Annotated in this window: 14 protein-coding genes; 8 read left to right on the top strand and 6 right to left on the bottom strand. The window is 67.6% G+C overall.

The annotated features are described in order from the left end of the window. Positions 1 to 15 precede the first annotated feature (15 nt). Both ACOJB8_RS21385 and ACOJB8_RS21380 read right to left on the bottom strand, forming a co-directional pair. Positions 16 to 4,095, bottom strand: a complete 4,080-nt coding sequence (locus tag ACOJB8_RS21385) for a CheR family methyltransferase (protein WP_342948277.1) — start codon at positions 4,093 to 4,095, stop codon at positions 16 to 18. A 73-nt stretch (positions 4,096 to 4,168) separates the two neighbouring features. Then, complete coding sequence (locus ACOJB8_RS21380) at positions 4,169 to 5,158, bottom strand: chemotaxis protein CheB (protein WP_069262288.1); 990 nt, start codon at positions 5,156 to 5,158, stop codon at positions 4,169 to 4,171. A gap of 150 nt (positions 5,159 to 5,308) precedes the next feature. Between ACOJB8_RS21380 and ACOJB8_RS21375 the strand changes: the two genes are divergently transcribed. Genes ACOJB8_RS21375 through ACOJB8_RS21360 form a run of 4 tightly spaced genes read left to right on the top strand, consistent with a single transcriptional unit; the run spans position 5,309 to position 8,773 of the window. After that, entirely contained in the window at positions 5,309 to 6,241 is a 933-nt protein-coding gene (locus tag ACOJB8_RS21375) for a hypothetical protein (RefSeq protein ID WP_475014087.1), read from the top strand. Beyond that, a complete protein-coding gene (locus ACOJB8_RS21370; RefSeq protein ID WP_475014085.1) occupies positions 6,238 to 6,909 on the top strand; it encodes a gluconate 2-dehydrogenase subunit 3 family protein in 672 nt (223 codons plus the stop codon). Before ACOJB8_RS21375 ends, ACOJB8_RS21370 begins: the two co-directional genes overlap by 4 nt. After that, positions 6,899 to 8,560, top strand: coding sequence for a GMC family oxidoreductase (locus tag ACOJB8_RS21365; protein WP_475014083.1), 1,662 nt, complete (start codon positions 6,899 to 6,901; stop codon positions 8,558 to 8,560). Before ACOJB8_RS21370 ends, ACOJB8_RS21365 begins: the two co-directional genes overlap by 11 nt. A 60-nt stretch (positions 8,561 to 8,620) precedes the next feature. Then, complete coding sequence (locus ACOJB8_RS21360) at positions 8,621 to 8,773, top strand: DUF6496 domain-containing protein (protein ID WP_176732830.1); 153 nt, start codon at positions 8,621 to 8,623, stop codon at positions 8,771 to 8,773. Between the two features lie 55 nt (positions 8,774 to 8,828). On the opposite strand, the gene ACOJB8_RS21355 is transcribed toward ACOJB8_RS21360, so the two are convergent. Next, a complete protein-coding gene (locus ACOJB8_RS21355; RefSeq protein WP_342923528.1) occupies positions 8,829 to 9,011 on the bottom strand; it encodes a hypothetical protein in 183 nt (60 codons plus the stop codon). 95 nt (positions 9,012 to 9,106) lie between these two features. Here ACOJB8_RS21355 and coxB point away from each other — a divergent pair, with 95 nt between their 5' ends. From coxB to ACOJB8_RS21335, 4 genes are read left to right on the top strand one after another with little or no spacing between them, the layout of a single operon-like run. Continuing rightward, complete coding sequence (gene coxB / locus ACOJB8_RS21350) at positions 9,107 to 10,138, top strand: cytochrome c oxidase subunit II (RefSeq protein WP_475014080.1); 1,032 nt, start codon at positions 9,107 to 9,109, stop codon at positions 10,136 to 10,138. A 1-nt stretch (position 10,139) separates the two neighbouring features. Then, complete coding sequence (gene ctaD / locus ACOJB8_RS21345) at positions 10,140 to 12,782, top strand: cytochrome c oxidase subunit I (protein WP_475014077.1); 2,643 nt, start codon at positions 10,140 to 10,142, stop codon at positions 12,780 to 12,782. After that, the gene (locus tag ACOJB8_RS21340; protein WP_342948281.1) at positions 12,779 to 13,213 is read left to right on the top strand and encodes a cytochrome C oxidase subunit I; all 435 of its coding nucleotides are present in this window, start codon (positions 12,779 to 12,781) and stop codon (positions 13,211 to 13,213) included. Before ctaD ends, ACOJB8_RS21340 begins: the two co-directional genes overlap by 4 nt. Continuing rightward, the gene (locus tag ACOJB8_RS21335; protein ID WP_475014074.1) at positions 13,210 to 14,508 is read left to right on the top strand and encodes a c-type cytochrome; all 1,299 of its coding nucleotides are present in this window, start codon (positions 13,210 to 13,212) and stop codon (positions 14,506 to 14,508) included. The genes ACOJB8_RS21340 and ACOJB8_RS21335 overlap by 4 nt, the downstream gene beginning before the upstream one ends. Positions 14,509 to 14,584: 76 nt before the next feature. On the opposite strand, the gene ACOJB8_RS21330 is transcribed toward ACOJB8_RS21335, so the two are convergent. The 3 genes from ACOJB8_RS21330 to ACOJB8_RS21320 form a co-directional block, all read right to left on the bottom strand. Continuing rightward, positions 14,585 to 14,884 (bottom strand): hypothetical protein, encoded by a 300-nt coding sequence (locus tag ACOJB8_RS21330; RefSeq protein ID WP_342948283.1) that lies wholly within the window; start codon positions 14,882 to 14,884, stop codon positions 14,585 to 14,587. Between the two features lie 293 nt (positions 14,885 to 15,177). Then, positions 15,178 to 16,965 carry a glycoside hydrolase family 15 protein gene (locus ACOJB8_RS21325; RefSeq protein WP_475014072.1) on the bottom strand — a complete coding sequence of 596 codons (1,788 nt, stop codon included), beginning with the start codon at positions 16,963 to 16,965 and terminating at the stop codon, positions 15,178 to 15,180. 271 nt (positions 16,966 to 17,236) lie between these two features. Further along, on the bottom strand, positions 17,237 to 18,202 hold the full coding sequence (locus tag ACOJB8_RS21320; protein WP_069262296.1) for an NADP-dependent oxidoreductase: 966 nt from the start codon (positions 18,200 to 18,202) through the stop codon (positions 17,237 to 17,239). Positions 18,203 to 18,222 lie beyond the last annotated feature (20 nt).

Raw genomic sequence — 18,222 nt, 5'->3', positions numbered from 1 at the left:
CCGGAGGCTCGCGAACTAGCGTCTCAAGCGCGCGAAAGTCGCCAGCAGATCTTCGAGCTGTACCGGCTTTTTGAGGTGCGCGTCGAAACCCGCCTGCTCGGACTGCTCCACATCGGCCTCCTGGCCAAAGCCGCTCAGCGCGATGCAGATCACGGATTCGAGCGCGGGCTGCGAACGCAGCTTGCCAATGAACTCGTACCCGTCCATGCCCGGCATGCCGAGATCGGACAGCACGAGATCCGGCGCGTTGCCGTTGAGCAGCGTCAGCGCTTCCTCGCCGCTCGTGGCCGTCTGCACATTCGCGCCTTCGCTCTCCAGCAGCAGCTTGAACGTCTCGACCGTGGTGGCGTCGTCGTCGACCATCAGGATATGGAGCCCCTGCAGCGACGCCACGGCCGCGCCGTCGTGGCTTTCCGCATGCGCGAACGAACGCTGCATCGGCAGCGTCACCGTGAACGTCGCGCCGCGCCCCAGGCCCTGCGACTCCGCGCGCACGCTGCCGCCGTGGATCGTCACGAGTTCCCGCACGAGCGCGAGGCCAATGCCGAGACCCGAGCGCCGCGCGGCGGACTGCCGGCTTTGCTTGTACATGTCGAAGATATGCGGCAGGAGCGCCGGTTCGATGCCGGTGCCGGTGTCTTTCACGCGCAGCACGGCTTCGTCTTCGGCGACCTCCAGCGAGACGTCCACCGAACCGCGATGGGTGAACTTCATGGCATTGCTGATGAGGTTCCAGACAATCTGCTCGATGCGCGTGAAATCGGCATGCAGGATCACCGGCGTCTGTGTGACCGAGACGTTCAGCGCAATGCCGCGCTGCTGCGCCTCGAACTGCACGGCGTGGCAAACGCGCTGCACGATCTCGCGCATGTCCACCGCCGAGCGCATGACCGAAAGCTTGCCGGTACGCACGCGCGAAATATCCAGCAGGTCGTCGATGATCTGCGCCTGACCGACCACGGTGCGCCGGATTGTGTCCGCCGCGCGCGTGAGGTTCAGGCTCTGGCGCGTTTCCGGCGCCCGCGCAATGAGTTCGGCGCTCGCCGAGATCAAGTTCAGCGGATGCTTGAGTTCGTGCGACACCACCGCGAGAAACTCGTCCTGGCGCCGCTGCCCGTCGCGCTCGCCGGCGTCGCGCACCTGTTCGAGCGTGGCGTTGTGCAGGTCCGCGTCCGCGGGCACGAGCTCGCCCAGGTCGCGCGCGATCTTGGCAAAGCCGCTGACGCCCGCTTCGTCGAGGCGCGAGAGCACGCCGCTCGCGAAAAAGCGCGTGCCGTCCTTGCGCAGGTGCCAGCGTTCCTCGTCGGTGCGGCCATGCTGGCGCGCGAGCGCGAACTCGCGGTCGGCGACCTTGTTCACGCGGTCTTCTTCGGTCGAGAGCAGATCGGCGGACTGACCGATCATTTCGGCCTCCGTATAACCGAAAATGCGTTCCGCGCCCGCGTTCCAGCTCGTGATGTAACCTTCGTCGTCGAACGTGATGATCGCGTAGTCCTTCGTGCCCTCGGCGACGATGCGCATGCGCCGCTCGCCTTCGCGCAACTGGTCTTCGGCCTGGCGGCGCCCGGTGATGTCGATGAACGAGAGCACCGCGCCGTCGATACGGTCTTCGGTCGTGCGATACGGCACGAAGCGCGCGAGATACCAGCGCCCGTCGTTGCTCTTGAGCTCGCGCTCGATCAGGCGCAGCGAGTCGAAGGCTTCGGCGGCGTCGTCGGCGAGCTTGTCGTATTCGAGCCGGTGCGTGATGTCGAGCAGCGAGCGGCCGATATCCGAAGGAATGATGCTGAACACGTCGGTCGCGCGCGGCGTGTAGCGCTTGATGCAGATGTTGCGGTCCACGAAGATCGTACCGATATCGTTCGCCGCGATCAGGTTCTGCAAGTCGTCGTTGATCTTGCTGGTCTCTTCGACCTTCGACTTCAGCTCCGCGTTGACGGTGGTGAGCTCCTCGTTGATCGACTGCAGCTCTTCCTTGCTGGTTTCGAGTTCCTCGGTCGCCGAGCGCAGTTCCTCGTTGATCGCCTGCAGTTCCTCGTTGGACGCCTTCAGTTCTTCCGTCGAGGTTTCCGACTGCTCGATGGTCGACTGCAGCTGCTCCTTGGTGCGCTGCAGTTCGCGTTCGAGCTGGGTGATGATCGGGTCCTTCTGCACGTCTACGGAAGCCGTTTCCACCCCGCTCATGCTGTCTTCGACTTCGTCGAAGAGCACGAGCACGAAGTCGGCGTTCGCCTCGGGGTCGTGCACCGGCCGCGCCGTCATGTTGACGAAATACGAGCGCCCGTCGCGCTCCAGACGTACGCGCCGCGCCTCGACGCTGCGGTTCGTGTGCAGCGCCTGGTAGATCGCGGTGCGCAGCTCGAGCCGCAATTCCGGGCGCACGGCGGCGACGATGTTATGCGAAGGCTCGCCGCCCGAATACTGGAGGAAGCGGCCCGCGCGGTCGGACAGATGCACGATTTCCGAATCGCGGCTCACCAGCACGCTAGGCGGCGCGTACTGTTCGACGAGGCGCTGGTGCAGGTCGCCGAACGAAAAGCGGCGGCGCCCCGGCGGCTGCACAGTCGCGACCACGGGCCGCGCGTTCATCGTGCCGGCAATCGCCACGGGCACGGGCGTGTCGCCGCGCACCGCCATGTTCGCCCGGTAAATGCGGTTGCGCTTGTCCACCACGGTAAACATCGAACTCACGCTGTCCGCGGATTCGGAACTGCCGAGGAACAGCACGCCGCCCGGCCGCAGCGCGAAGTGGAACATCTTGAGGATTTCGATCTGCGCTTCGCGGTCGAGATAGATCAGCAGGTTGCGGCAGCAGATCAGGTCGAGGCGCGAGAACGGCGGATCGCTCAGCACGTTGTGATGCGCGAACAGCATGTGCTCGCGCAGTTCTTTCTTCACACGATAATGCGCGGCGTCCTTGGAGAAGAACTGGCGCACGCGTGCCGGCGTGACGTCGGCGAGGATCGAGTCAGGGAAGAGCCCCGTGCGCGCGAACGAAATCGCGCGTTCGTCGATGTCGGTTGCGAACACCTGGAACGAGGTGCCTTCCGTCGACTTGAGCGAGCGCTCCTGGAGCAGCATCGCCAGCGAATAGGCTTCCTCGCCCGTGGCGCAGCCCACGGACCACACGCGGATGCGGTCCTGTTCGCCGCGCCCTTCGAACAGCTGCGGCAGGACCTCGCGCTCGAGCACGTCGAACGCTTCCTTGTCGCGGAAGAAGTTGGTGACGCTGATGAGCATGTCCTGCAGCAGCGCCTGGGTTTCCTCGGGATGCAGATGCAGATGGTCCCGGTACGCCTGCAGGTCGGTGATGCCGTTGACCTGCAAGCGCCGTTCGATGCGGCGCAGGACGGTGGCGCGCTTGTAGTGGCGGAAATCGTGCGCCGTGCGCGTGCGCAGGATGATCATGATCTCGCGCAGCGCCCGCTCGGCCGCCTCGTTGATATGCTCTTCGCGCCGCTCCTCGCTTTCCGCGACCGGCAGTTGAATTTCCTTCGTCGTCGACCAGAGGTCCATCAGACGCTGCGGCATCTCCGCCGCCGTGGTGACGAAGTCGACCATGCCGGTGGCGATGGCGCTGCGCGGCATGCTGTCGTATTCCGCCTCCGAGGGATCCTGGGCAAACGTGATGCCGCCCATTTCCTTGACGCGCGAGAGGCCGGCGGAGCCGTCCGAGCCCGCGCCCGAGAGCACGATGCCGATGGCGCGCTCGTGATGCGTTTCGGCGAGCGTGCGGAAGAACACGTCGATCGCCGCGCGGCGGCCCTCCTGAGGCTGACTGGGAGAAACGCGCAGATAGTCGTCCACCATCGCCAGATCGAGTGACGGCGTGATGACGTAGACATGGTCGGGCTCGATGGGCGTCGGGCTCGTCACCTCCACCACGGGCATGTCGGTCGCCTTGCGCAGCAGCGCGGCCATACTGCTTTCGTGGTCGGGCGCGAGATGGACGACCACAACGAACGCCATCGAGGTGTGGGAGGGAAGGGATTCGAAGAAGGCCAGCAGCGCGCTAAGGCCGCCTGCCGATGCGCCGATACCGACGATCGGATAATTGGTCTGGCTGCGGGGCATATGGCCACGTCGTTTCGGCATGATCGCCAGGTCCTGAAGTTGGAATGAATCGCGTTCGCACTCGCGCGCTCAGGCCGCGGGTGCTGCGCCGACATTATCCCTCCAGGAGCATCGACTGCAATAGTCCTGCCGCATCGCCCGCACGCCGCGCGGTTTCCTCCTCCCGCTGCTGCGCATCGCGGTCGCCGCACTGCCGGTAGTGTTCGCTCTGGGCACGGCTCATCGATTCGCGCTCGCGCAGCGCGCGCAGCGCGTCGCGCAGCGAGCGCTCCACGTCGCGGCTGCGGCCCCGGTTGAGCGAGGCCGCCGTGTAGGCGTGGCCCGTATGGCAGCGGTAGCGCAGCAGACGCGAGTAGTCGAGGCGCCAGAGCGTGCCGTTGCACTCGGGGCAGGTGAACGTCGAAGGCGTGCCGATGCTGGTCAGATCGCCGGCCAGGCCATTGCCCTCGCGCCAGGCGCGCAGCTCCGTGCTGACGAGCCCGGCGGCGCGGCGTCTCGCGACGCCTTCCTCGGCCGTTGCGGGCGGCGCGCGGTCCGTCAATTCCACGAGCCGGTGGGCCACGCCCGCGAGCGGCAGGATGTAGTCGGCGAACGGCGCAGCGTTGAGCGGCATTTCGCTGGCGAAGGCGTCGGACGGGTCCTGGACGATCCCGGTGCCGCCGCAGGCCTGGATGGCCTCGAGACCGGCCGCGCCGTCGTCCAGCAAGCCCGTAAGAATCACGCCGATGCTGCGCGGGCCCAGTTCCGCGGCCACGCTGCGAAAGAGCGGGTCGATGGCCGGACGGGCAAAGTTTTCCTTCGCGGCATGCACGAGCCGCAGATGCGAGCCCTCCACGATCATGTGCTGGTCGGGGGGCGCCACGTAAATCCTGCCGCGCGCCCAGGTTTCGCCGTCCGCGGCATGCACTGCGCGCAGCGGGCCTGCGCTGTTGAGCAGCGAAGGCAGATGGCTGTAGTGGCTGCCCACATGGAGCACGATTGCGATCGTCGCCCGCAAGTCGGGCGGAAGCGCGGACACAAGACTTCGAAGCGCATCGACGCCGCCCGACGATGTGCCTATGGCGATGAAGTCTCGGTAGATCAATTGGTGTCCAGGCTGGCAGGTGAATCGGGATCAATCCGTCACTTTGCGCAATTGCCGTGCCTGCAGGGGTGGCAGAGAGCGAGCGCGGGGGCCGCGGCATCTGCCTTGCTGTTTCGTCGGGGACTGACGAACAGGACGGAGGGCAGGCCGATGACACGATCCACGCGCGCCGCCGCGGCCATGGCGAGCGTCGCGGCGGGCGCCGCGCTCGCCATGTGGTCCACGCGCAGCCTGCGCGAAGCTGCGCACGCACGTGCGAGCGGCAAGCACGTGGCCGCAGCGCGCAGCTTCAATCATGGGTCGGCGCTGCTCGCGCTCTCCGTACTGGCCGACAGCGCCATGGAGCACTATCGCGGCTCGTTCGAAAACCGTGCGATGTACCTGCCGCCCGCCGTGGCGCTCTGCTCGCTCGCCGCGGCGCTGCATGGCGGCGCGGACCGGCGCGCGGCCTCGCACGGGCTGCGTCACGCGATCCAGCTCACCAGCGCCGCGACCGGCGTGACGGGCACCGCCTTCCATCTTTACAACGTGACGAAGCGGCCCGGCGGATTCAGCTGGCATAACGCCTTTTACGGCGCGCCGGCGGGCGCACCCTTCGCGCTGGTGCTCTCCGGCGTGCTGGGCGCAGTCGCCGAGCAGTTGCGCGACGAGCCCGGGCACGACCCGCAGCTCTTCGGCATGCCCGCGGGCAAGGCGCTCGCGCTGGTGGCGGGCGTGGGGCTGCTCGGCACAGCGGCCGAGGCGGCGCTGCTGCACTTTCGCGGCGCGTTCCAGCATCCGGCGATGTACGCGCCCGTGACCATCGTGCCTGTGAGCAGCGCGTTGCTCGCGCATGCGGCGTGGGCCCCGCCCCGCCATGCGGCCCGCGCGAGCGGGTTCGCGCGCTTCTGGCTGCGGCTCACGGCGGCGCTCGGTTTTGCGGGCTTCGGCTTTCATGCGAACGGCGTGGCGCGCGCGCAGGGCGGCTGGCGCAACTGGTCGCAAAATCTGTTCGCGGGGCCGCCCCTGCCCGCGCCGCCCGCCTTCAGCGCGCTCGCGCTCGCAGGGCTTGCGGCGTTGCGCATGCGGGAGACCGAACGATGACCCGAACGCCGACCTATCCCGGCTACGACGTGCTTGCCAAACGCGACACGCCTTCGTGGGACGCCCCCACGCGTGCGGTGATCGCGGCGCGCCTGAACACCCCGAACCAGGCGCGCTATCTCGGTCCATCGCAGTGGCAGACGCTGCTCGCGCTGTGCGACACGATCGTGCCGCAGCCCGGCAACGTCAATGGCGAGCACGCTCCGCGCGTGCCGGTCGCCGCGCTCGTGGAAGGCAAACTGCTCGACGACCGCCGCGACGGGTTTCGCGACGCCCGCCTGCCGCCGTTGCGCGCCGCCTGGGAGACGGGGCTCGCCGCCCTCGATGCGGAAAGCGTGAAAGCCTGCGGGGAGCCCTTTGCACAGTTGGACGACGAACGGCGGCGTGCGCTCGTCGCCCGCATGCAGCGTGGCGAGCTGCGCAGCCGGGCCTGGCACGGCATGCCGTGCGACCTGTTCTTCGCGAAGCGCGTGCTGCACGACGTGAGCGCCGCGTACTGGTCGCACCCGCTCGCGTGGAATGCGATGGGCTTTGGCGGCCCGGCGAATCCGCGCGGCTACGTGCGCCTCTATACGAACCGGCGCGATCCTTGGGAAGCCGTCGAAGCCGCCGACGAAAGCGACGCGGCGCACGAGGCGGCCCGCAGGGAGAACGAGCGTGTGCGCTGATCTCGCCGACTCGACCGACGCCAGCGAAGCGCCGCGTGGCAAGCACGGCCGCGCGCCCGACGTGTTCCGGCGCGGCGGCTGGATGCGCATGCGCGAATACGCGCTCGACGATCCGGTCGATTTCGCCATCGTCGGCACCGGCGCGGGAGGCGCGACGCTCGCCTGCCGGCTTGCGGAGGCGGGCTTTCGCGTGGTGGCGTTCGACGCGGGCGCATGGTGGCGGCCCCTCGAAGAATTCGCCTCCGACGAGACCCACCAGGCCAAGCTCTACTGGACCGACGAACGCATCTGCGACGGCGAAAACCCCTTGCAGCTGGGCAGCAACAACAGCGGCCGTGCGGTGGGCGGCAGCACCGTCCACTTCGCCATGGTCTCGCTGCGCTTTCGGCCCGAGTGGTTTCAATCGCGCACCAAACTCGGCTATGGCGTGGATTGGCCGCTCGACTGGCGCGAGATGTGGCGCTACTACACCGAGGTCGAGCAGGCGCTCGGCATCTCCGGGCCGGTGAACTATCCGTGGGGACCCAAACGACCGCGCTATCCGTATCGCGCGCATGAAATCAACGGCGCGGGCCTCGTGCTCGCCCGCGGCTGCGAGGCGCTCGGCATTCCCTGGGCGCCCACGCCGCTCGCGACGCTCTCCGCGCCGCGCGGCGACGCGCATCAGTGCGTCTATCGCGGCTTTTGCGTGTCGGGCTGCGCGACCAACGCGAAGCAGAGCGCGCTCGTCACGTGGATTCCCCGCGCCGTGCGCGCGGGCGCGGAAATCCGTGATCTCGCGATGGTGGGCCGCATCGAAACCGACGCGCTGGCTCGCGCCGCCGGCGTGCATTTTCATCGCGAGGGGCGCTGGCATTTCCAGCGCGCGCGCAACGTGGTCGTGGCGGGGTACGCCATCGAAACGCCGCGCCTGCTGCTGCTCTCCGCGAACGGTCGCTTTCCCGAAGGCCTGGCGAACCGCTCGGGACTCGTCGGGAAGAATCTCATGGTGCAGACGAACCAGGCCGCGTGGGGCGCATTCGACGACGAAATCCGCTGGTACAAGGGGCCGCCTTCGCTGGCGCTCACCGAACACTGGAACTATCAGGACGAAGGCAAGGACTTTCACGGCGGCTATTGCTACATGAGTCAGGGCCCGCTGCCGCTCGTCTGGGCGGCGACGCAAACGAGCCGCGGCCTGTGGGGCGACGCGCTCATGCGCGAGATGACGAAGTACAACCATCAGGCGGGTCTCAAGATGGTGGGCGAGACGCTCCCGCAGGAACGCAACCGCGTGACGCTCGCCGACGAGAAAGACGCGCTCGGCCTGCCCGTCGCACGCGTCACATGGTCGATGGGCGAGAACGACCGCCGGCTCGTGAACCACGCGCTGGACTATATGAGCCGTGCATTGGAGGCGGCGGGCGCGCGCGACATCTGGACCCAGGACGACGACACCTGCCACCTGAACGGCACGGCGCGCATGGGCAGCGACGCGCAAACGAGCGTCGTCGATGCGGACTGCCGCTCATGGGACATTCCGAATTTATGGATCTGCGACGGCTCCGTGTTTCCGACCGTAGGCGGCGTCAATCCTTCGCTCACCATCCAGGCCGTTGCGTGCCGCACCGCCGACCGCATCAAGACGCTTGCCGCGCGCGGCGAGCTTTGATGACCATCGCGCGGGCACGCGTCGTGCGTTGACGCAGATGTTTTTCAAAAGGAGGCCATCATGCCACTCAGCAAGGGAAAAACTCGCGAAGCGATCTCGAAGAACATCAAGACGGAAGTGAAGCAAGGCAAGTCGCAGAAGCAAGCCGTTGCCATCGCGCTGAACCAGGCGCGCAAATCCGGCGCGAAGATTCCGAAGAAGAACCAGAAGTGATCGGGCGCGCCGCGCACGCGGCGCGTCTTTCATCACGCGTTTCGTGTTTCGTGAGTTAGCCATCCTCGCCGACTTCGGCAGGTTCCGGCAGGTCCGGCAACTCGTGCGGCTCCGCCTGAGGGGCGCCGGATTCGCGCTCGTCGGGTTCTGCGCCGCCGCCCGGATCGTTCTTTTTCGGCGGCGTGGCGGGCTCCATCTGGACGCGTCGAAAACGGGGCAGGTCGTAAGGGCTTTGCATGCTCGATCTCCATAAAAAACGCCGGTAAAAGCGCGTAGCGGGCCTGCCGGGATCGCGCAGCGCGTGTGCCTGGCTCGCGCAGCGATGAGGCGTGCATGGGCATGCCGGGTGCGCAGGCGAAAAACGTTCTGGACGCCTACGCTGCTGCGCCGCTCATGACCCCTCTTGCCTACTTCCTGCACAGCGCGGGCCCCGCATCGGGTCCGGTGCAGGCGCTCGACTGGGGCCTCGCCGTCCTGTGCGTGGGCGTGTGCATCGTCATAGCGTCGTTGCTCTATCTGGCGATCCGGCGCAGGCGTCGCGGTGGCGCGGCGCAAGATGAAGCTTTGTTACAAACCAACGTTGCCGACGAGCACGGCGAGCGCACGGCGAACCGCATCGTTGCCGTCGGCACGGCCATTTCATCGGTGCTGTTGCTGGGCGCGCTCGTGGCGATGCTGCGCGTGCTGGCCGCCGTGGCCGACCCGCCGCGCGAGCCTTCGCTCACCGTGACCGTCACGGCTTACGACTGGTGGTGGAAAGTGAGCTATCGAACGCCCGAGGGCGCGAGCTTCGAAACCGCCAACGAAATCCACATTCCCACGGGCGAGCCCGTGCGCGTCGATCTGCAAAGCGCCGACGTCGTGCACGCGTTCTGGGTTCCGGCGCTCGCGGGCAAGACGCAGGCCATACCCGGCCAGGTCAATCACCAGTGGATCGAGGCCGACCATCCCGGCGTATGGCGCGGGCAGTGCACCCAGTTCTGCGGGGCCCAGCACGCGCACATGGCCATGGAAGTGGTGGCGCAAGCCCCCGCCGATTTCTCGCGCTGGCTCGATGCGCAACGGCAGCCCGCAGCGGCCGCGCAAAGCGGCGCGGCGCAGCGCGGCGAGCAGCTTTTCGCCGCGCGCTGCGGCGGCTGCCATGCCGTGCGCGGCACGCAGTCGGGCGGCATGCAGGCGCCCGACCTCACGCATCTCGCCTCGCGGCGCCTGATCGCCGCGGGCACGCTCGCCAACACATCCGTCAACCGGCTCGACTGGGTCGCGCACGCGCAGCAGCGCAAACCCGAATCGCTCATGCCCGACATTGCCCTCACTCCGGCCGAGGCGAGCGACCTCGGCGCGTGGCTCGACACACTCCAGTGACATGAACGATATCCCGGCCTCCCCCGCAGCTTCCGACCGTCCCGCCAGCGCGACGGTGCCGCGCCGTCCGCGTGCCGGGCGCCTCTCGCGCGTGCCGGAAACGGGCACGGCGCCGCTCGACGAAGCCACCCTGCGCCGCCTCCAGGAGATGTGGGAAACGCGCCCCGGCTGGCGCGGCTGGCTCTCCACGGTGGATCACAAGACCATCGGCCTCCGCTATCTTGTCACGGCGTTCGTGTTCCTCGTGCTGGGCGGCGTGGAGGCGCTCATCATGCGCGCGCAACTCGCGCGCCCCAACGAAACGCTGCTCACGCCCGAGCAATACGACCAGCTGTTCACGATGCACGGCGTCACGATGATCTTTCTCTACGCGTTACCCGTGCTGAGCGGCTTTTCGAACTACCTGTGGCCGCTCGTGCTCGGCTCGCGCGACATGGCGTTCCCGCGCCTGAACGCGCTCTCGTACTGGGTCTTTCTCGGCGCGGGCATTCTGCTCTACGCGAGCTTTCCCGCGGGACAGGGAGCCAATGCGGGCTGGTTCAACTACGTGCCGCTTTCCACGGCCGCCTACGACCCCGGGCCGAACATCGACGTCTACGCGCTCGGCATGGTGCTGCTCGGCATTTCCACCACAGTGGGCGCGGGGAACTTCGTCATCACGTTCCTGCGCATGCGGGCCAGCGGCATGTCGGTCGCGCGCCTGCCCATCCTCGTCTGGGGCACGCTCACGGCTTCGGCCGCCAATCTGCTCGCCGTGCCCTCCGTGAGCCTCGCGTTCTTTATGCTCTGGCTCGACCGCAACGCGGGCTCGCACTTCTTCGATACGACAGTCGACGGGCGCCCCCTGTTGTGGCAACACCTCTTCTGGATCTTCGCGCACCCGTGGGTCTACGTGGTCGTGCTGCCCGCCATGGGCATCGTGTCCGACGCGCTGCCCACCTTCTGCCGCCGCCCGATCGTCGCCTACGCGGCCGTTGCGCTGTCAACGGTCGCGACCATGCTCGTGGGCTTCGAAGTGTGGCTCCATCACATGTTCGCCACGGGCCTGCCGCCGCTCGCCCTGGCCTTCTTCGGTGCGGCGAGCATGGTGATTTCCGTGCCGAGCGCGATTGCGGTGTTCGCGTGGATCGCCACGATCTGGACCGGCAAGCCCGTGTTCAAGACGCCGTTCTACTACTTCGCGGGATTCGTGCTGATGTTCACCGTGGGCGGCGTTTCCGGCGTGATGACCGCCGCCGTGCCGCTCGACTGGCAGCTCACCGACACCTACTTCGTCGTGGCCCACCTTCACTACGTGCTGCTCGGCATCAACGTGTTTCCGGTGCTCGGCGGCCTCACGTACTGGTTTCCCAAGTTCACCGGCCGGCTCATGCACGAGCGCTTCGGCAAGTGGACCTTCTGGGTCACGTTCATCGGCTTCAATCTGGGTTTCTTTCCGATGCACATCTCCGGGCTCCTCGGCATGCCGCGGCGCATCTATACCTACCCGGAAGGCATGGGCTGGGACACGGCCAACCTGCTCACGAGCATCGGCGCGTTCGTGTTCGCGATCGGCATCGCCATGTTCATCGGCAATGCGCTCGTGAGCGCGCGGCGCGGCGCACGCGCAAGCGCGAACCCATGGAATGCGGCGGGCCTCGAGTGGGCGACCTCGTCGCCGCCGCCTCCGTACAACTTCGCGATCCTGCCGAGCGTGCGCTCGCGGGACCCGCTCTGGCAGCCCGATGCAAATGTGCCGCGTCCCGGCTATCTGCTCCATCGCGGGCGCGAAGCGCTCGGCGTCACGCCCCTCATGGGCGAGCCCGACGTCATCCTCAAGATGCCCGAGGACAGCTACGCGCCCTTCGTGCTGGGCGTGGCTTCGACGCTCGTGTTCGTGGGGTTGCTGTTCCATTCGACTCAGTTCACCGCGCTCGCCGGGCTCGCATGCGGACTCGCGCTGCTCTCGTGGCTGTGGCCGCGGCGCTCGCTAGGACAGCGCGAACCGTTCGCGCCGCAAGGCACGACGCCCGCCGGCAAAGTCGCCGAGACGACTGCGATCCGCAGCGAAGACGAAACCCTTGCCTTGCCCGTGGGCAGCGCCGGCGAACATGCGGGCGGCTGGTGGGGCGTGCTCACGCTCGTCGTGACGGAAACCGCGCTGTTCGGCTACCTGATCTTCTCGTACCTCTATCTCGCTTCGCAGAGCGCACAGCCCTGGCCGCCCGATGGCCTGCCCAAGCTCGGCATGAGCGGACTGAACACGGCGCTGCTGCTCACGAGCAGCGTGTTCGTATGGCTCGCGGGCGCGTTTGTGCGGCGCGCGCGCTCCTGGCCCGCGTTCTGGTCGATGATCGTCGGCATTGCGCTCGGCGTCGCGTTTGTCACGATCCAGTTCTTCGAGTGGCACGACCGGCCCTATGGGCTCGCGACGCATCTGTATGGTTCGCTCTACTTCACGATCACGGGCTTTCACATGGCCCACGTGATGGCGGGTGTGCTGATGCTCGCCGCGCTCGCGTTCTGGATCGCGCGCGGCTACTTCGACGGCAGACGCGATGCGGCACTCACCATTGGCGGCCTGTACTGGCACTTCGTCGACGTGGTGTGGCTCTTCATCTTCTCCGTGCTCTATCTCTCGCCTTACTGGATGCGAGGACGATGATGCAATCCGCCGCGTCTCCAGCACCCGTGCCCGCACGCATCCGGCCCACGCTGCGGCAGCATATTGCCGTGTGGTACGGCATTTTTGGCGTGCCGGCCATCTGGGCGGTCCACGTGCTGGTCTGCCAGACGCTCGCAGCCACCGCGTGTGCCGGCGGCGTCCCGCAACGCAATGGCGAGCCCTGGGAGGTCGTGCACTGGACGCTTGCGCTCGTCTCCGCCGCTGCGTTCGCTCTGGCGCTCACCGGCGCGCTGCTGGCGCGACGCACGTGGCGCGAAAGCGCCGCCGTCGACACGCCGCAGCGCGACACCTTCCGCTTTCTCGCCTGGAGCAGCACGGCCGTTGCCGTGGCGTTCACGATCGCGCTCGTGTTCACGATATCGGTGCTGTTCGCGTTGCCGCTCGAACGGCTATGCGGGGCGTTGCGATGAACTCCCGCGCCGGTTCGAGCGCTGTGCTCGCCGCCCTCGTGCTGCTCGCCGGCTGCCACCGCGACGAGCCGTTCGCGACGACGAAACCGCCGCCCGATGCCGCCCAGATCGCACTGGGCGAAAAGCTCGCGAAAGCGGGCGATTGCGCCTCGTGCCACGATTCCGCCAAACGCGAACCCTTCGGCGGCGGTCTCGCCGTGAATTCGCCGTTCGGTCCGATTTACGCCAGCAACATCACGCCCGACCCCGTGCACGGCATCGGCGACTACACGCCCGCGCAGTTCGCCGCGGCCTTGCAGCGCGGCGAAGCACGTGGCGGCAAGCGGCTCTATCCCGCGATGCCTTATCCGTCGTTTGCGGCGCTGGCGGCAAGCGACGTGAACGCGCTCTACCAGTACTTCATGTATGGCGTGAAGCCGGTGCCGAATGCCGCGCCGCAAACGCATCTGCCGTTTCCGTTCAACCAGCGCTGGGTGATGATGTTCTGGCGTCTCGCGTTCGCACAACATGGCCGCTTCGAGCCCGACCCCGGGCAGACCGCGCAGTGGAATCGCGGCGCCTGGCTCGTGCAGGGTCTCGGCCACTGCGGCGCGTGCCACACGCCGCGCGGGCCCGCCTACAACGAAATGGGCTACACGCAAAGCAGCCCGCTCTACCTCACGGGCGGCGTGAACGACCACTGGTACGCGCCGAATCTGACGGGCGACCCAGGCAGCGGCCTGGGCCGCTGGAGTGCCGACGACATCGCCGCGTTCCTGCGCGACGGGCACAACGACCGCGCCTATGCATTCGGTGCGATGGCGCCCGTGGTGGGCGCGAGCACGCAATACCTGGGCGACGACGATCTGCACGCCATCGCCACTTATCTGAAATCGCTGCCCGCACGCGAGGCGAGTGGCCAGTATGCCGATTCCGCGGCCGCGCGCGCCTCGACCATGGCGGCATTGCACGGCGGCACGCCGGAGCGGCCCGGCGCCGGCCTCTATCTCTCGTACTGCGCAAAATGCCACGGCGCCGACGGCGCCGGCAAACCCGACAAGGCGCCGCCCCTTGCGGGCAGTTCGCTCGCGCTGTCGTCCGACGCGACAAGCGTACTGCGCCTCATCGTCGAAGGCAGCCAGAGTCCGCAAACCAGTAATGGCGGCACATCGCGCAAGATGCCCGGGTTCCGCACCGAGTTCACGGACAGCGAGGTCGCCCAGGTGGCGAGCTTCGTGCGCGGCGCGTGGGGCAACAACGCGCCGCCCATCGCACCCGCCGAAGTCACGCGGCTGCGCGGCGCGATCCACCGTTGAGCGTGCCTCCCAGTCAAGCATGGCGCGAGGTGGGGAACGACCGCGCGCCATCCGGGTCAGGGGCTATCTGACGAGCTTATTGCCCCTTGCTGTCGCTGCTTGCGTCCGCACCCGGGGTGTTGGTCGTGTCGTTCATCGGTTTGGACATCGCCTTCGTGTGCTTCTTGTGATGAGTCGACTTGTGTGTCGTACCGGTAGCGGCAGGATTCTGCTCGACGCCCTGAGTCTGCGCCGGATACACGTCACTCGCGCCGCCGGTCGCAGCGCCTGGACTCGTGCTGCTGCTGCCGCCGCCTGAACCCTGGGCGAGCGCGAGACCCGATGTAGCAAGCGTCACGCTCGCTAGTGCAGAAATGAAATAGTGTCGTGGCTTCATGGTTGGCTTTCCTCGTCATCGTCTGGATAGAAAAAACGGGCGGTGCGTGCTGAAAACCACCCGCGCGCTAGCCCTTAGCAGCGCACATGGTGTGCCACGCATGCGAGCGTCTGCCGCAGCGCAGGGGCATACGGCTTGCGCGCACGTTTGCGTCGCTGTGGGCCGAGCCTGCAATGAACCCCGCCGCACTCATGAACCCGATGCCGCTCGTCGTTACCTGGCCCGATTTCGCGGCGCGGCTGATCGGGGCGATCGTGGCGGGCGGGCTGATCGGCCTGACGACCCGCGCCGGCTCACCTGGCGCGGCGATGGCCCTTCGCCGATCCGCTCAGCAGGATTGCCGTCTTGACCACGGCCAGATGACTGAGCGCCTGCGGGAAATTGCCCGCCAGCCGCTGCGCCCCCACGTCATACTCTTCGGCGAGCAAACCGACGTCGTTGGCCACGGCCAGCACGCGCTCGAACTGGGCGATGGCCTCGTCCACGTCGCCGCGCAGGTAGAGACAGTCGGCCATCCAGCACGAGCACGCGAGGAAGGCGCCTTCGTCGGGCGCTTCGTCCCCGCCGAGCCGCCAGCGACGAATCAGGCCGCCTTCGCCAAGTTCGGCGCGAATCGCGTCGATGGTGGCCGACATGCGCGGCTCGTCGGCGCGCATGAAGCCCACGAGTGGCATGAGGAGCACGCTCGCATCGAGCGCCTCTTCGCCGTAAGCGCGGACGAAGGCACCGCGCCGCGCGTTCCAGCCGTGCTCGCAGACCTCCTCGTACAGGGCCTTGCGCATCTGCAGTGCGCGTTGCACCAGCGGGTCGCCTATGCCCGGGCCGTCTTCACACCAGTGTTTGATGAAGCGGTCGAGCGCCACCCACGCCATGACGCGCGAAAGCGTGTAGTGGCGCGCGTGGCCACGCGTCTCCCAGATTCCCGAGCCCGGCTTCCCGCCATGATCGAGCAGCCAGCCGATCAAGCGCGCTTCGAGTTCGGCCTCCTCCTGCGCCGCGACGATGCCGGCGCGCCGCGTGAGATAGAGGCAATCGAACGCCTCGCCGAACACATCCGGCTGATATTGCATACACGCCGCATTGCCGAAGCGCACGGGCCTCGCGCCCTGCCAGCCCGCCAGGGCGTCGACCTCGCGCTCGCGCGGCACGTGGCAGCCATCGACGCAATACATGACGTGAATGTGTCCGCGCACATGGCCGATCGTACGCAGCAGCCAGTCGCGCCAGGCGCGCGCTTCGTCGTGAAAGCCCGCTTCGAGCAACGCTTCCAGCGCGAAACTCGCGTCGCGCAGCCAGCAATAGCGATAGTCCCAGTTGAGTTCGCCGCCCGGCGCCTCCGGCAAAGACGTGGTGGGCGCGGCGACCATCGCGCCCGTCGGACGGTAGACCAGCGCGTAGAGCGTGAGGAGCGAGCGCCGCACCGCTTGCGGCCAGAGCGTTCGATCGTTGTCGAAGTGGTCGATCCAGCGGCGCCAGTGACGTTGCGTGTCGTGCAGCGCCGTGACGGCCGATGCCGGATCGACGCCCACGGCCTCGCCCGGGCATAGCGTGAAAACGAAGCGCTCGCCCGCGCGCACCGTGAACGCGGCTTCGAGCGCCTGCGCGTGGACACGCAACGGCACCTCCGCGCGCAACGTCATCGGGCCACACGCGGCGTGCACGGTCGCCGCGCCGCTTGCGTCTATCGTGTGTGGCGCAGCGTGCCCATCCGCGCGGCGCGGCTGCGCGATCATGTGCATATCCACACTGCCGTCCACGCCTTCGACGATGCGCATGATGCACGGTTCAGCGCTATCGGCCGCCATGAAGTCGATCACACGCGCGCTGCCGTGCGTGCCCTTCCAGGCGGTTTCGACCATGAGCGTGTCGCGCCGGTAGCTGCGGCTCGCGCGGCGCGCCGGATCGGCCGGTGCAAGGCGCCAGTGGCCATCCTCTTCGCGGCCGAGCAGCGCGGCAAAGCAGGGTTCGCTGTCGAAACGCGGCCAGCAGAGCCAGTCGATCGAGCCATCGCGAGCGAGCAGCGCCGCGCTGCGGCCATCGGCAAGCAATGCGTAATCTTCGATGAGGCGTGTTCGGGTCATGGACGATAGCGCTACCCGCGCACGAATGGGCGCGCTCGAATCCGTGCGAGCACTTCGGATTCCCGAAAGGTTTGCAAGCCCAATGAGGGCGCGTCCCTTTGCAATGGCTGCGCACACCGTCTTTTCGCGCTGCAGTCGGCCGCGCGCGAACTTGCATCGATTACGTGTAAGGCTTGAAACGCGTGCGCAGCCCACGCCCGGCTTGCCAATGCGACGAATACACTCCAGGACATCTCGCAGCGTCGCGTGCGCGCAGCGTGAGCATCGAAGATCAAAGGGCGTCGTGCCACTGACGCATCACTACGAGCTTGCCGCGCAGGTGCCCCCCGGCGAGCCGCTCGAAGCCCCTTGGCGTGTCGTCGAAGTCGAAGCGCTCGACCACTTCGGCCTTCACCGCGCCCTTCTCGACGAGCTCGACGATATGGGCGAGCTGCGCGCCGTCCGCTCGCGCGGTGTAGCGCGTAGCGCGCGCGCCGTGGCGGCTCGCTTGCGCCTGCGAAGGTTCGCCCAGCGTCGAGACCATCGCCCCGCCGTTCTTGACGACCTGCCACGAGCGTTGCTGGGCTTCGCCGCCCACGAGGTCGAACACGAGGTCCACCTCGCCTGCCTCCTCTTCGAAGCGCTGCGCGTGATAGTCGATGACTTCGCTCGCGCCGAGCGCTAATAGCGCGTCGCGTTCGCTCGCCGAGGCCGTCGCGACGACGCGCGCGCCGCAATGGCGCGCGAACTGCACGGCGAAGCGCCCGACGCCGCCGCTCGCGCCTTGAATCAGCACGCGCTCGCCGCCTTGCAGCTTGCCGTGCTCGAACAAACCCTGCCACGCCGTGAGCGCGGCGAGCGGAATGGCGGCCGCCGCGTCCACGGCGCAGGTTGCAGGCGCGCCCGCCAGCGCGGTTGCGTCGACCACCACGTAATCGGCGAGCGCGCCAGACCCCTGGCCCACGAACGCGCAGACGCGCGCGCCTTGCGGCCATGCCTGTGCGCCCTCGCCCCTGCTCACTACCACGCCCGTCACGTCGCGGCCCAGCGTATATGGCAAATCGCCTTCCGTAACGAGCGGATAGCGGCCTTGCAGCGTCTTGAGATCGACGGGATTGAGCGCGGCAGCCTGCACTTCGATCAGCACTTCTCCATGCGCGGGCTCGGGCACGCTCAGGCTTTCCTGGCGCAACGACTCTACGCCGCCAAAGCGCGGCACGCGCCACGCGAGCATCGTCTCGGGAATATCAGCGTCCATCGATGGCTCCTTGTGCGCCC

Source organism: Paraburkholderia sp. BR10141, assembly GCF_056155635.1.
The sequence above is the reverse complement of the archived record's forward strand: the minus strand, read 5'-3'. Positions and strand labels throughout refer to the sequence as shown.

Coding starts and splice junctions, on each gene's coding strand:
- coxB (WP_475014080.1), top strand. CDS start 9,107: ATGGGCATGCCGGGTGCGCAGGCGAAAAACGTTCTGGACGCCTACGCT.
- ACOJB8_RS21355 (WP_342923528.1), bottom strand. CDS start 9,011: ATGCAAAGCCCTTACGACCTGCCCCGTTTTCGACGCGTCCAGATGGAG.
- ACOJB8_RS21340 (WP_342948281.1), top strand. CDS start 12,779: ATGATGCAATCCGCCGCGTCTCCAGCACCCGTGCCCGCACGCATCCGG.
- ACOJB8_RS21335 (WP_475014074.1), top strand. CDS start 13,210: ATGAACTCCCGCGCCGGTTCGAGCGCTGTGCTCGCCGCCCTCGTGCTG.
- ACOJB8_RS21375 (WP_475014087.1), top strand. CDS start 5,309: ATGACACGATCCACGCGCGCCGCCGCGGCCATGGCGAGCGTCGCGGCG.
- ACOJB8_RS21320 (WP_069262296.1), bottom strand. CDS start 18,202: ATGGACGCTGATATTCCCGAGACGATGCTCGCGTGGCGCGTGCCGCGC.
- ctaD (WP_475014077.1), top strand. CDS start 10,140: ATGAACGATATCCCGGCCTCCCCCGCAGCTTCCGACCGTCCCGCCAGC.
- ACOJB8_RS21325 (WP_475014072.1), bottom strand. CDS start 16,965: ATGACCCGAACACGCCTCATCGAAGATTACGCATTGCTTGCCGATGGC.
- ACOJB8_RS21385 (WP_342948277.1), bottom strand. CDS start 4,095: ATGCCGAAACGACGTGGCCATATGCCCCGCAGCCAGACCAATTATCCG.
- ACOJB8_RS21370 (WP_475014085.1), top strand. CDS start 6,238: ATGACCCGAACGCCGACCTATCCCGGCTACGACGTGCTTGCCAAACGC.
- ACOJB8_RS21360 (WP_176732830.1), top strand. CDS start 8,621: ATGCCACTCAGCAAGGGAAAAACTCGCGAAGCGATCTCGAAGAACATC.
- ACOJB8_RS21330 (WP_342948283.1), bottom strand. CDS start 14,884: ATGAAGCCACGACACTATTTCATTTCTGCACTAGCGAGCGTGACGCTT.